This window comes from Allorhizobium ampelinum S4 (genome assembly GCF_000016285.1).
Lineage (GTDB): Bacteria > Pseudomonadota > Alphaproteobacteria > Rhizobiales > Rhizobiaceae > Allorhizobium > Allorhizobium ampelinum.
Window position 1 is genome coordinate 328,213 of the sequence record NC_011989.1, and the last position, 12,591, is coordinate 340,803.

The window sequence follows — 12,591 nt, forward strand, 5'->3', positions numbered from 1 at the left end:
AGATACGGAATCGATCCAATCCTCTATCGGGCTAGGTCTATCGGCACGCAGGCAATCGTTCCCGCCGCGATCTCCTGGTAGAAGAGCCCTTCGCCCAGCGTTGCGGCCATGGATTTGATGATCCGGCTGCCGAGGCCCGTGCCCTTCGGGGCAGCGCCAGGACTGATGCCGATGCCGTCATCCTCCACCGTCAACAGCGCATGGCCGGGCTGCGCATGACACAGCCGCACGCGGATTTCGCCGTCCTTGCGGTCGGGATAGGCATATTTGATCGCATTGGTCACCAGTTCGGTGACGATCATGCCGATGGAGACGGCGCGGTCAGCTGTGAGAGAAATCGGCTCGGCATCGACTGTCAGGGTGATCGGCTTGTCGGGATTGGCAAGCGAACCGCCGATTTCCCGCACCAGATTGGCGATATAAATGTCCATATCGACCCGGCTGACATCGTCTGACGTGTAGAGGCTGCGATGCATGCCGGCAATGGCGGTAATGCGAGCCTGGGTCTCTGTCAGCTCGGCCTTGACCTCATCGCTGCGGGCATTGGCGATCTGAAGCCGCAGTAGGCTTGCCACCAATGCCAGACTGTTGGCAACGCGGTGGTTGACCTCGCTGAGCAGCGCTTCCGCCCTTTCCTTGGCAAGGCGGATTTCCTCGTCCGCTTTGACCTTGGCTTCGCGCAGCCGGGCATTTTCGACCGATTGTCGGATGGCGCTTTCCAGCAGCGACAGGAAATCCTCGCTGGTCGTCTTGATGACGTAATCGGAGGCGCCTGCCTTGATCGCGTCGATGGCGATACGGGCTTCGTTGGAGCCGGTCACATAGACCACCGGCGTCATGATATGCCGTCCACGCAAATGCGCCAGCACATCGTGACCGGTCATATTGCTGAGATAATGATCGAGAACAATAACGTCGAAGTTTTCAGACGCCAGAAAGCCCAGCGCCCGCTCCAGATCTTCTGCATGGGTGACGGAATGTCCGTTGCGCCCGAGTGCTTTCTGCACCAGCCGCACGATGGCCGGGTCGTCATCGAGATAAAGAATTCGGACATTCATGGGGCGGTCGGCTCGTTACGGGATCTGCATCACGGAAAAAAACAGCCCGAGCTGACGAATGGCATTGGCGAAATTGTCATAATCCACCGGCTTGGTGATATAGACATTCGCACCAAGATCGTAGCAGCGCTGGATTTCCCGTTGATCATCCGTTGTGGTGAGAATGACGACCGGCAGCCGACGTGTGTGCTGATTGGTCTTAACTTGTTCGAGTATATCGGTGCCCGACATATCCGGCAAGTTAAGATCGAGTAAAATTAGCAGGTATCGATCTGCCGAGGTTTCGCCGGAACGGTCCGTACCCAGGATATAATCCAGCGCGTCGGTGCCATTGGTAAACGGCACGATCTCATTGTTGACCCCGGCCCGGCGGACATTTTTTTCGATCAGGCGTGCATGTCCCTCGTCGTCTTCGACCATGACGATGGTCACTTCCTTGGCCACTGCTTTCATGCTCAGGTCCCTACCAATTTCGAAAGGTCGCGCGGCAAGCGCAAAATAAATGTCGAGCCGACGCCGATCTTGGAGCGTACGGTAATTTCACCTCCCAGGTTGCGCGTCAACGAGCGCACATGGGCAAGGCCAATGCCTTCACCCACCTGGTTCTGCTGTCCCGAGCGGCGGAAAAGCTCGAAAATCCGTTCATGATCCTGCTCAGCGATGCCGCGGCCGTTATCCTCTATTTCCAGGCGAATGAAGTGCCGTCCATCCGAGACCGCCCGGATAGAAAGAACGACCGGGCGATCTGGGGACTTATATTTGATAGCGTTGTCAAAAAGGTTACCGAGAATTTGCTCCAGGGACAACCTGTCGGATATGATGCTGGCAACGTCGGTTGAAATTTCGGTATGCCCGCCGCTCTCGCTGATCTGGTGGTGGACGCTGGCGGCCGTTGTCTCGATCAGCGGCTTCAGATCCAGCTCTTCCGGCTTGAGCTGGCGGCGTCCGTCGCGTGAGATTTTCAGGATGGCGTTGATCAGCCCGTCCATCTTGCGGGTCGAGGAGCGGATGAAGGAAATCGCTTCCGGCAGGTCCTCGGAGGCGGCAAGCCGCGCATCCTCAATCTGTTGCGGCGTCAAGGGTTGTCCATCCGCCAGAACATAGGTCTTCAATATCTGGAGCGCGCTGTCCAGTTCGGCGGTAAAGCCCATGATATTGACGAGGGGTGCGCGCAGGTCGTGGGTGATGATATAGGCGAAGCGCTGGATTTCCTGGTTGGCCTGCATCAGGTCTTCGGTTCGCTCCTGCACACGTTCTTCCAGCCCCGCATTGAGGACCTCCACCTCCTGGCGGGCCTTCAACAGATCGCGCACGTGCTGGATGATGATCAGGATCGCGCCGCCGATCACGATCACGATGGCCACGGCCCCGCCGATGGTAAAGACCTGCAACCAGCCGATGGCCAGCAGCTGACTGGCAATTCCCTGGTCTATCCTGTTGTCGGATTCGTCGCGGACCTCGTCAAGTACGGTGCGGATCTGGTCCATCAGCTGCTTGCCGTAACCGGCCCGGACAAGTTCGTAGGCCTGGCGGATGTCGCCGCTGCGGGTCAGCTCGACGGTCCTGGCCAATTCTTCAAGCTTGGCCTTTACCAATTCGCGCAGCTTCTCGACATCCGGGGCATGCTCAGGGCGCGGCTCCAGCAGATGGACGAGACTGTCCATTTCCGTGGTCACATCGCCGATGGCCTGGCTGTATGGTGTCAGGAAAGCGACATCACGGGTAATCAGATAGCCTCTCTGCCCCGTTTCAGCATCAGTCAGCGTCTGCATCAGGTCGGCGCTGGCGCGTCGAATGACCCGCTCCTCGACAACAGTTCCGAAGGTGACGCGAGTCTTGCCGGTCAGCCACAGGGTCGAGCCGATCAGGCTGACCAGGAGGAGGCAGCCCAGGCCAAGCACAAACAGACTGGAGCGGATGAAACCTGCGTTTGTTGCCGACATGCAATCCTACCCGCCATGACCCAGTTGAAACGCAATGAACAGCAGGCAGAGCGCAATCACCCAGAGGGCCAGTCGGCCTGAGCGACTGTGGCGTGCCTGCGCCCTGCCGATGGCATCGGTGGTGCTCTCGTCGAAACGCAGTCCATGCTCGCTCATCTGCATCAATTCACTATGGAATTTCTCGGTTTTGGCTGCGATTTCCGGCAGGGCTTCCGCCACCCGCACTGCGGCGCGAATGCCGTCCTTCATGTCGGTGACGATGCGTTTTGGACCGAGATTGGCTTTGATCCAGTCCGCGACGACGGGCTCTGATGCCTTCCACATGTTGAACCGTGGATTGAGCATCCGCGAGACGCCTTCGACCACCACCATGGTTTTTTGAAGCATCACCAGTTCCGGCCGGGTCTGCATGTCGAACAGTTCGGTGACTTCAAACAGCAGCGTCAGCAACCGCGCCATGGAGATGGTTTCGGCAGGCTGGCCGTGAATGGGCTCGCCGATCGCCCGGATCGCCTGGGCAAAACTGGCCATATTGTGGTGGGAAGGCACATAGCCAGCCTCGAAATGCACTTCCGCTACCCGCATGTAATCGCGGGTGATGAAGCCATAGAGAATTTCCGCCAGAAACCGCCGCTCTTTCTTGCCGAGCCGCCCGCAAATGCCCATGTCCACGGCAACGATCATGCCTGCGGGATCGACGAACAGATTGCCCGGATGCATGTCGGCATGGAAGAAGCCATCGCGCAACGTATGGCGCAGGAAGGACTGGATCAACGTATCGGCCAGCGCATCGAGATCATGACCGGCGGCCTTCAGCGCCTCGACATCGGACATCTTGACGCCGTCGATCCATTCCATGGTGATGACGTCGCGGCCCGTGCGTTCCCAATCGACCTGCGGGACCCTGAAGCCGGGATCGCTGGCGGTGTTTTCGCCCAGTTCCGACAAAGCGGCGGCCTCGAGCCGCAAGTCCATTTCCACTTTTGTGGTCTGCTCAAGCGTTTTCGTCACCTCGACGGGGCGCAATCTGCGGGTCTGCGGCAGCAGCATTTCCTGCAAATGCGACACGAGATACATGACTTCGAGATCAGCAGCGAAACGGCGGCGCACGCCGGGACGGATGACCTTGACGGCAACCTGTTTCACGCCGACAGGCGTTTCCACCATGCAGGGATGCACCTGGGCGATGGAGGCAGCGGCAATCGGCTCGCCGAAACTGGCATAAAGCTCCTCGACCGGACGCCCAAGCGACAATTCAATCGATGCCTTGGCCTCTCCCGTTGGAAAGAACGCCATGCGGTCCTGCAATCCGGTTAGATCATCGGCGAGTTCGGCGCCGACCACATCCGGCCGGGTCGCCAGGAACTGGCCAATCTTGGCGTAGGACGGCCCCAGCCGCTCGACGGCTTGGGACAGGCGGTCGGACCGCAATGTGCCTCGGGCGCGCTTGCGCTCGAAGACTGCGGCGACTTTCTTTGCAAAGCCGACGCTCGGCGGCAGTCCTTCGGACGGCAGCGCCGAGACGACACCTTCGCGAACGAGAATCCAGCCGACACGGGCCAACCTGAAATAAGCGCTGACTGTGCTCATCAATCGATCTTCAATCCGGCGGTCTTTCGGTCAGGCATTGTTCAGATCTTCCAGCCGGAATGGAGGGCGGCAATGCCGCCAGTGTAGTTGGTGAAGGACACCTTGGAAAAGCCCGCCTTGGTGATCATCGCGGCAAAATCCTGCTGATTGGGGAATTTGCGGATCGATTCCACCAGATATTGATAGGGCTCGGCCTCACCGGTGATCATCTTGCCGAACCGTGGGATCGCCTTGAATGACCATTGATCGTAAAAGCGATCCAGCAGCGGCATCTGCACCTCGGAAAATTCCAGCACCAGAAGGCGCCCGCCGCGTTTCAGCACGCGGTAGGCCTCGCTCAGCGCGACATCGATGCGGGGCACGTTGCGAATACCAAAGGCGATCGTATAGGCGTCGAATTGGTTTGCTTCGAAGGGCAGGGCCTCGGCATTGGCCTCGACGAAGGTGAGATTGTCGGAGAGGCCTTTTTTCTGGGCTCGCTCCTGGCCGACACCCAGCATGGAGCCGTTGATATCGAGCACGGTGGCATGGGCAAGCCTGCGCGAGGCCTCGATGATGCGAAAGGCGATATCGCCCGTGCCGCCGGCCACGTCCAGCACCTTGTAGCCTGCATCCTTACGCGGGTTGAGCGCGGCAATCAGCGCATCCTTCCAAACCCGGTGCATGCCGGCCGACATCACGTCGTTCATGATGTCGTAGCGCTTGGCAACCTTGTGGAACACGTCGTTGACAAGACCTTGCTTTTCGCCTTCCGCCACATCGCGGAAGCCGTAGGAGGTTTCCATGCCGCCATCGGCGGAGGTGCGGCTTGCGACCATCGGCTCAACTCCATTCTCTCTAAAACAATACCAGCGACCTTGGCGAGGCCCGGTCCCTTGCACTATGTCTGCGGCACGATTGCAATAGCCCGTCGGAATATTGGCGGGATATTGGCAGGGCAATGCCATAACAGGCCGTCTGGTCCTTAAACCATGATGCGTGCCACTGAAATAGAAACATGGAGCCTTCATGCCGGAATTACCAGAGGTGGAAACCGTAAAACGGGGACTGGCGCCATCCATGGAGGGGCGGCGGCTGACCCGCCTGGAACTTCGGCGGACGGATCTGCGCTTTCCCTTGCCGGTCGATTTTGCGGCGAGGACGCAAGGCCGGCTTATCGTCTCTCTGTCGCGGCGAGCGAAATACCTGCTGATCGATCTCGATGACGGTGTCTCGATTGTCTCCCATCTTGGCATGTCCGGCTCCTATCGGATCGAAGCCGCAAATGAGACCGGCCTGCCGGGCCAGTTCCATATGGCGCGCTCCCGCGATGAAAAGCATGACCATGTGATCTTTCATCTGAGCGGGCCGGAGGGCGACCCATTGAGGGTGATCTATAATGACCCACGCCGCTTCGGCTTCATGGATATGGTCGAACGCCGTCACATGGATCGTCATGCCGCCTTTGCCGGGCTGGGGCCGGAGCCGGTCGGCAATGCGCTCGATGCCGACTATCTGGCCTTCCGGTTCAAGGGCAAGGCGCAGCCTTTAAAGACGGCTCTTCTCGATCAGAAGGTGATTGCTGGTCTTGGCAATATCTATGTCTGCGAAGCTTTGTGGCGGGCGCATTTGTCGCCGGAAACACCTGCGCGCGCGCTGGTTAATGCAGAAGGAAAGCCCGTGGCGGCACTGGAAGACCTGACGCAGGCCATTCGCACGGTCATCGCCGAGGCGATCGAGGCTGGCGGCTCCTCGCTGCGAGATCATATCCAGGCGGATGGCTCGCTCGGTTATTTCCAGCACAGTTTCAATGTCTATGACCGCGAAGGCGAAGCCTGCCGCACCCCCGGCTGCACAGGGACGGTCGAGCGCATGACCCAGGCGGGGCGGTCTACCTTCCATTGCCCTCAGTGTCAGAGATGAAGCGCCTTCGGGCCTCTGGCGAAAATGATGTGGCGGTTCGAAGGGCGCCTGCCGGCACAAAGGTTGAGAAAGCGCGTTGACGACGCCGTTCTTTCCCGCTATATGCCCGGCCACAGTTAGGAAAGCTTATCGCTTTCCACGATTGCTCCCGAATTGCTGGTATTGCAGGTCGCAACGACTTGGCGGCGAAGGTGGAGTTTTGGTTCGTATTCGAGAGAGGCATCCATGGCCAATACTACATCGGCGAAGAAGGCGACCCGCAAGATCGCTCGCCGCACCGCAATCAACAAGAGCCGCCGTACGCGCGTTCGTAACTTTGTTCGCAAGGTTGAAGAAGCCATCGCTTCTGGCGATCAGGCACTGGCTGCAGCCGCATTGAAGGCTGCCCAGCCTGAACTGCACCGCGCTGCTTCCAAGGGCGTTGTTCACGCCAATACCGCGTCGCGCAAGATTTCGCGTCTTGCCAGCCGCGTCAAGGCGCTCGCCGCCTAATTTTCGTCGAAAATTAACATTTTGATCAGCCTGGCTTTTTAGCCGGGCTTTTCGCGTTTTGATATTTTTTTCATTTCATCACTATTGCACGTTACGGTTTCATGTCACTCCAGTGACACGATATTCCTTTTTAGATCAATGGCTTGCCGGAGGTTCTCCCTCCTGATCGATCTTTCCTTTACGGCAGGACTGTGCGATTTTGAGTCAAGTGATTTTTTTATTTTCAGGCAATATCAGGGCTTGCAATGATGGAGCCCGCCAAACTCCTTGATTCAAAAGCGATTCTTTTTTGGCTTTTGTGCTCCGAGAAACTTCCGGGACGGAGTCAATGGCGCGCTGTTAATTTTAGGTAAAATTCATTGTTGATCTCGGCATTCGATCCTGCCTAAATGCATTTCAAGAGAGGTGCGGATCTTGGCTCCTGTCGGAAAGACACAAGCTGCAAAAGCTGGTTTTTCTGAAAATCCTCTCCGGGCGGAACGGCTCAGTTTCGTTTCATCATACATTGGTTCTCATACGGAACTCGTTTCCATTTCAGGAAACGAGAGTTGGAGTTTGTGTGTCCAGCTTAAGTTGGAAGCATCCTATTTAAATTTCGGAATAAGAGAGGGAAAGACTGGCCCGACATAAACGAGGATGAAGGGCCTTGAACGAAATACCTGTGTCATAACGGCATATGCTCATTCCCTGCTGCATTAAATTAGGCAATGCGGATTGAGGAGCTCCATTTGGCAGATATGATGATCAGCATGGTTTGCGTTCTTTAAGACGCATGCTGCTGTGAGAATGCATGATGGTGAATGCCTGACGAGACCGGTGTCCTTACGAGGGGACGTCGGTGTTGGAAGTCTCAGGCAGTCAAATGCAAGAACTTGAAGCGTCGGCCAGCAATGGCAACTGGCCGGCACATGTGGACAATTGGAAGGCGGCGAGATGCAGATGAAGATGGTAACGGCAAGTGCGGCAGCCAGTGGGGACGAGGCGCGCACGATAGATCAGGCCGTTAGCCCTGACGCGACAGGCGGCCCAAATGCGGTGGTAGACGATACGGTGGCAGGCGATGAAGTTCGATACGATGCGCTATTCGAGCGGTTCAGTGCCCGGCTGAGGGCTCAGGTCGGCCCGGATGTGTTTGCCAGCTGGTTTGGTCGGTTGAAACTGCATTCCTCTTCGAAGAGCGTTATCCGGCTCAGCGTGCCGACGACCTTCCTGAAGTCCTGGATCAACAATCGTTATCTCGACCTGATTACCTCGATATTCCAGGCGGAAGACGCCAGCATCCTTAAGATCGAAATCCTGGTGCGCAGCGCCAGCCGCAATAGCCGGGCGCCGGTTGTCGAAGACCGTGCCGTCGAACCCTCCCTGTCGTCTTCCCAGAAGCGTCAGGCGCCGCAAAGCATTGGCCAGATGGCACCTGCCATCGCCAATGCCGCAGCACCGCAGCGCGCTCCCGTACAGGGACCGTTGTTCGGCTCGCCGCTCGACAGCCGCTATACGTTCGATGGTTTCGTCGAAGGCGCCTCCAACCGGGTTGCCGTTGCTGCCGCCAAGACCATTGCGGAAGCTGGTGCAGGCGCTGTTCGCTTCAATCCGCTGTTCATTCATTCGTCGGTCGGTCTGGGCAAGACGCATTTGCTCCAGGCGATCGCCAATGCCGCCATCCATAGCCCTCGGGCGCCGCGCGTCGTCTATCTGACGGCGGAATATTTCATGTGGCGCTTTGCAACCGCCATCCGCGACAACGATGCCCTCACCCTGAAGGACTCGCTGCGCAATATCGACCTGCTGATCATCGACGACATGCAGTTCCTGCAGGGCAAGACCATCCAGCATGAATTCTGCCATTTGCTCAACATGCTGCTCGACAGCGCCAAGCAGGTTGTCGTGGCTGCTGACCGGGCGCCCTGGGAGCTGGAATCGCTTGACCAGCGCGTTCGCTCACGTCTGCAAGGCGGCGTTGCCATCGAGATGGAAGCGCCTGATTACGACATGCGCCTCGACATGCTGAAGACAAGGCTGGCGCTGGCCAAGAAAGAAGATCCGAGCCTGGAAATTCCAGCCGAGATCATCGCCCATGTCGCCCGCAATGTTGCCAGTTCAGGCCGTGATCTGGAAGGTGCGTTCAACCAGCTGCTGTTCCGCCGTTCGTTCGAAGCCAATATGACCATTGAGCGCGTCGATGAGCTGCTGGCCCATCTGGTCGGTGCTGCCGAGCAGAAGCGGGTTCGCATCGAAGACATTCAGCGTGTTGTTGCACGCCATTACAATGTCTCGCGCCAGGAATTGGTGTCCAACCGCCGTACCCGGGTCATCGTCAAGCCGCGCCAGATCGCCATGTATCTGTCCAAGACCCTGACGCCGCGGTCCTTCCCGGAAATCGGCCGTCGTTTCGGTGGCCGCGATCACACCACGGTACTGCATGCCGTGCGCAAGATCGAGGAACTGATCTCCGGCGACCAGAAATTGTCGCAGGAAATCGAGCTGCTGCGCCGCTTGATCAACGAGTAATCGGATCGCGGCCTCGCTTGGCCTCCTCCATGCTTTATTGTAGATCGCAGCGCCATTCGTCATCACTGACGAATGGCGCTGTTTTGTTGTGTTTGGCAGAGGGTCGGGGGTTGTAAATCCGCAAGAAACGGGTGGCGGGCCCGCTCCAAACGAGCAATAACCATCTTCGATAAACAGACATGGTGAGAGGCTGGTTATGCAAAAACAGATGGGTGCCCAGGAATGGGCGATGCTGCTGGTGCTCTCGGTGCTATGGGGTGGCTCCTTTCTGTTCATCGGCATTCTGGTGAAGGTCTGGCCGCCGCTGACCATCGTTACCGCCCGTGTGGCGCTTGCCGCGATGGCGCTGTGGATCATCGTCCGCCTATCGGGTCAGCCGGTGCCACGCAGGGCCGAGGTCTGGCTTGCCTTCCTCGGCATGGGCCTTCTCAACAATGTTATCCCCTTCACCCTGATCGTCTGGGGCCAGACCCATATTCCGGTCGGGCTGGCAGCGATTTTCAACGCGACGACGCCACTGTTCGGCGTGATCATCGCGCATTTTCTGACCGTCGATGAGAAGCTGACTGCCAACCGGCTGGCCGGTGTGCTGATCGGGGTTGCCGGTGTGGCGGTTATGATCGGTCCCGCCGTGCTTGGACATCTCGGCGCGGATCTCTGGGGCGAGCTGGCCGTAATGCTGGCGGCAGTTTCCTATGCCTTTGCCGGCCTGTTCGGGCGGCGCTTCAAGGCGATGGGATTAGCCCCTCTCTTGCCCGCTGCGGGCCAGGTGACGGCGGCAACGGTGGTGCTTCTGCCGATCACGTTGATGGTTGACGCGCCCTGGACCTTGCCCGTTCCCGGTCTCGACAGTATTGCAGCTCTGCTGGGATTGGCATTGCTGTCCACCGCTGTCGGCTATGTGCTGTTTTTCCGGATATTGTCGACGGCCGGTGCCACCAACCTGATGCTGGTCACCATCCTTATTCCGCCCAGCGCCATCCTGCTGGGTACTTTGGTGCTGGGAGATCAGGTCGCCCCACGCCATCTGGTCGGCATGGTCCTGATCGCGCTCGGGCTTGCCGCCATCGATGGCAGGCTATGGCGTCGGCTTCGCCGGCGGGCAGTCGCCTGACAATCCGGCCCATCCCGCCTCAGACGCTGGCGATGGCAATGATTTCCGGGCTGGTCGGGTCAAAGCTGCGGCCATCCCACCAGCCAAGCGTCTCGATGCTCTTGAACCCGGCTGCCTTGAACAGCTGTTCGACCTTGCCGCGACCAGGGAAACGTAGGCAACTGCGACTGATCCGCTTTTCACCTGTCTTAAGCAGCGTGAAAGTCGCGTCAAAGGTGACATGCTCCCCTTCGGTCCTGTCGACCTGATAGAAAACCTCGACCGGGCCGATACTAGGCACCTGCGCTGTGTTGCGGGTTTTGGCTTCGGTCCACCCTTCCCAGGCGCGCAACAATGGATTGCGACTCTCGATGATCATCTGTCCACCCGGCGCGAGATGGCGACGGGCATTGGTGAGCGCCAGAAGGGTTTCTTCATCATCGAGAAAGACCTGAAAGACATGGCCGGTCATGATGATCAGATCGAATTGCTCTCGCTCGAGATTGAGATCGAAGGCATTGGCGGCAATCCAGCGCACTAACCCTTCCTTGTCTTTGGCTTTTGCCATAGCCAACATGCCCGGCGCGGGATCGATCCCTGTCACCTGATGGCCGCGTCTTGCCAGCCGGAGCGTCACCGAGCCTGTGCCGCAGCCGATATCGAGAATTCGGCAGGGCGTTTTTGGATACGTCTCGTAAAAATCCCCGTCTTCTCCATGAATGTTGAAGCTGTCATAGAAAATGGCCATGTCATGCAGTGCAAAGGCATCATCTACGGGCATTGACGCTTCTCCCTCTATCCTTGCGTCTGTTTATGGTCCCTCAGCAGGCGAGATCCGCAACGACGGCATCCAGAACCAGCATGCCCTTCGGGGTGCAGCGCAGCCGGGAATTGCCGAGACGTTCGATAAATCCGTGTTCCAGTAAAAATTGTTCGCGGACCGGGTCCGGATCGCGGCCGGACAATTGCTGCCAGCGAGCGAGATCGACGCCTTCGCGTAGCCTGAGACCCATCAGCAGCAATTCGTCGGCCTGTTCTTCGGAACCCAGTGCGTCCTGGATGACCATGCCGTGGCCGTTCTGTTCGACCGCCGAAAGCCAGGTTTCCGGGTGCTTTTCCGTGGCGGTCGCCAGTTTTTCATGGCCGCGTGTCAGCCGTCCATGGGCGCCAGGGCCAATACCGGCATAATCGCCATAGCGCCAATAGGTCAGGTTGTGACGGCTCTCGGCGCCGGGCCGCGCATGGTTGGAAACCTCATAGGCGGGCAGGCCTTCGCGCTCGGTGATCTCCTGCGTCGCCTCATAGAGCTGGGCAGCATGTTCCTCATCCGGGGTAATGATCTTGCCAGCCTTGTGCAGGCCGAAGAACGGCGTGCCTTCTTCGATGGTCAGCTGATAGAGCGACAGATGGTCGACCGCATAGGAGATCGCCAGCTTCAGCTCGGCATCCCAATCGGCAATCGTCTGATTGGGGCGGGCATAGATCAGGTCGAAGGACATGCGCGGGAAAATCTCGCGTGCCAGCCGGACGGCTTTCAGGGCATCCTCGACCGAATGCATCCGACCCAGAAATTTCAGATCGGCATCATTGAGTGCCTGCACGCCAAGCGACACACGGTTGACGCCAGCCGACCGATAGCCGCGAAACCGTTCCGCTTCCACACTGGTCGGATTGGCTTCCATGGTGATCTCGATGCCGCGTGGCACGGTCCAATAGCGGGCGATTCCCTCCAGGATGGCGCCGACCGTGGCCGGGTCCATCAGCGAAGGCGTACCGCCGCCAAGGAAAATGCTGGTGACGGTCTTGGGGCCGCTCATGGCCCGCATCGTCTCCATTTCCTTCAGGAAGGCTTGCGTGAAGCGGGGCTGATCGATCTTCTGATGACGAACATGGCTGTTGAAGTCACAATAGGGGCATTTGGCCGCGCAGAACGGCCAGTGAATATAGATGCCAAAGCCCGGTTCGCCGGTGTCTGGAAGGAGAAGCGACGTTGGCTCGGCCATAA

At 58.4% G+C, this 12,591-nt stretch carries 12 protein-coding genes; 4 read left to right on the forward strand and 8 right to left on the reverse strand.

What is annotated here, in order from left to right:
• Window positions 1-23 precede the first annotated feature (23 nt).
• Genes AVI_RS01580 through ubiE form a run of 5 tightly spaced genes read right to left on the reverse strand, consistent with a single transcriptional unit; the run spans window position 24 to window position 5,409 of the window.
• Window positions 24-1,058, reverse strand: coding sequence for a sensor histidine kinase (locus tag AVI_RS01580; protein WP_012654792.1), 1,035 nt, complete (start codon window positions 1,056-1,058; stop codon window positions 24-26).
• A 15-nt stretch (window positions 1,059-1,073) separates the two neighbouring features.
• The gene (locus tag AVI_RS01585) at window positions 1,074-1,511 is read right to left on the reverse strand and encodes a response regulator (protein WP_012654793.1); all 438 of its coding nucleotides are present in this window, start codon (window positions 1,509-1,511) and stop codon (window positions 1,074-1,076) included.
• Window positions 1,512-1,513: 2 nt separating this feature from the next.
• A complete protein-coding gene (locus AVI_RS01590; protein WP_012654794.1) occupies window positions 1,514-3,001 on the reverse strand; it encodes a sensor histidine kinase in 1,488 nt (495 codons plus the stop codon).
• 6 nt (window positions 3,002-3,007) lie between these two features.
• Window positions 3,008-4,591, reverse strand: coding sequence for a 2-polyprenylphenol 6-hydroxylase (gene ubiB, locus AVI_RS01595; RefSeq protein WP_012654795.1), 1,584 nt, complete (start codon window positions 4,589-4,591; stop codon window positions 3,008-3,010).
• A gap of 41 nt (window positions 4,592-4,632) precedes the next feature.
• Window positions 4,633-5,409 carry a bifunctional demethylmenaquinone methyltransferase/2-methoxy-6-polyprenyl-1,4-benzoquinol methylase UbiE gene (ubiE, locus tag AVI_RS01600; RefSeq protein ID WP_012654796.1) on the reverse strand — a complete coding sequence of 259 codons (777 nt, stop codon included), beginning with the start codon at window positions 5,407-5,409 and terminating at the stop codon, window positions 4,633-4,635.
• Window positions 5,410-5,599: 190 nt separating this feature from the next.
• On the opposite strand from ubiE, the gene mutM reads away from it, so the two are divergent.
• Both mutM and rpsT read left to right on the forward strand, forming a co-directional pair.
• The gene (gene mutM, locus AVI_RS01605) at window positions 5,600-6,493 is read left to right on the forward strand and encodes a bifunctional DNA-formamidopyrimidine glycosylase/DNA-(apurinic or apyrimidinic site) lyase (RefSeq protein WP_012654797.1); all 894 of its coding nucleotides are present in this window, start codon (window positions 5,600-5,602) and stop codon (window positions 6,491-6,493) included.
• A gap of 225 nt (window positions 6,494-6,718) precedes the next feature.
• Window positions 6,719-6,985 (forward strand): 30S ribosomal protein S20, encoded by a 267-nt coding sequence (gene rpsT, locus AVI_RS01610; RefSeq protein ID WP_012654798.1) that lies wholly within the window; start codon window positions 6,719-6,721, stop codon window positions 6,983-6,985.
• Window positions 6,986-7,341: 356 nt separating this feature from the next.
• Here rpsT and AVI_RS30930 read toward each other — a convergent pair whose 3' ends face one another.
• Window positions 7,342-7,491, reverse strand: coding sequence for a hypothetical protein (locus tag AVI_RS30930; RefSeq protein ID WP_156537843.1), 150 nt, complete (start codon window positions 7,489-7,491; stop codon window positions 7,342-7,344).
• 427 nt (window positions 7,492-7,918) lie between these two features.
• Here AVI_RS30930 and dnaA point away from each other — a divergent pair, with 427 nt between their 5' ends.
• Together dnaA and AVI_RS01620 are read left to right on the forward strand one after the other, a co-directional pair.
• Window positions 7,919-9,493 carry a chromosomal replication initiator protein DnaA gene (dnaA, locus tag AVI_RS01615; RefSeq protein WP_012654799.1) on the forward strand — a complete coding sequence of 525 codons (1,575 nt, stop codon included), beginning with the start codon at window positions 7,919-7,921 and terminating at the stop codon, window positions 9,491-9,493.
• Window positions 9,494-9,689: 196 nt separating this feature from the next.
• A complete protein-coding gene (locus tag AVI_RS01620; RefSeq protein WP_234895210.1) occupies window positions 9,690-10,607 on the forward strand; it encodes a DMT family transporter in 918 nt (305 codons plus the stop codon).
• Between the two features lie 19 nt (window positions 10,608-10,626).
• On the opposite strand, the gene AVI_RS01625 is transcribed toward AVI_RS01620, so the two are convergent.
• The gene (locus AVI_RS01625; protein WP_012654801.1) at window positions 10,627-11,367 is read right to left on the reverse strand and encodes a class I SAM-dependent methyltransferase; all 741 of its coding nucleotides are present in this window, start codon (window positions 11,365-11,367) and stop codon (window positions 10,627-10,629) included.
• Window positions 11,368-11,407: 40 nt separating this feature from the next.
• Entirely contained in the window at window positions 11,408-12,589 is a 1,182-nt protein-coding gene (gene hemW, locus AVI_RS01630; protein WP_012654802.1) for a radical SAM family heme chaperone HemW, read from the reverse strand.
• Window positions 12,590-12,591 lie beyond the last annotated feature (2 nt).

Excerpts from the sequence above, each read along its gene's own strand:
- AVI_RS01580 (WP_012654792.1), bottom strand. The coding sequence starts at position 1,058 with ATGAATGTCCGAATTCTTTATCTCGATGACGACCCGGCCATCGTGCGG.
- AVI_RS01585 (WP_012654793.1), bottom strand. The coding sequence starts at position 1,511 with ATGAAAGCAGTGGCCAAGGAAGTGACCATCGTCATGGTCGAAGACGAC.
- AVI_RS01590 (WP_012654794.1), bottom strand. The coding sequence starts at position 3,001 with ATGTCGGCAACAAACGCAGGTTTCATCCGCTCCAGTCTGTTTGTGCTT.
- ubiB (WP_012654795.1), bottom strand. The coding sequence starts at position 4,591 with ATGAGCACAGTCAGCGCTTATTTCAGGTTGGCCCGTGTCGGCTGGATT.
- ubiE (WP_012654796.1), bottom strand. The coding sequence starts at position 5,409 with ATGGTCGCAAGCCGCACCTCCGCCGATGGCGGCATGGAAACCTCCTAC.
- mutM (WP_012654797.1), top strand. The coding sequence starts at position 5,600 with ATGCCGGAATTACCAGAGGTGGAAACCGTAAAACGGGGACTGGCGCCA.
- rpsT (WP_012654798.1), top strand. The coding sequence starts at position 6,719 with ATGGCCAATACTACATCGGCGAAGAAGGCGACCCGCAAGATCGCTCGC.
- AVI_RS30930 (WP_156537843.1), bottom strand. The coding sequence starts at position 7,491 with ATGTATGATGAAACGAAACTGAGCCGTTCCGCCCGGAGAGGATTTTCA.
- dnaA (WP_012654799.1), top strand. The coding sequence starts at position 7,919 with ATGCAGATGAAGATGGTAACGGCAAGTGCGGCAGCCAGTGGGGACGAG.
- AVI_RS01620 (WP_234895210.1), top strand. The coding sequence starts at position 9,690 with ATGCAAAAACAGATGGGTGCCCAGGAATGGGCGATGCTGCTGGTGCTC.
- AVI_RS01625 (WP_012654801.1), bottom strand. The coding sequence starts at position 11,367 with ATGCCCGTAGATGATGCCTTTGCACTGCATGACATGGCCATTTTCTAT.
- hemW (WP_012654802.1), bottom strand. The coding sequence starts at position 12,589 with ATGGCCGAGCCAACGTCGCTTCTCCTTCCAGACACCGGCGAACCGGGC.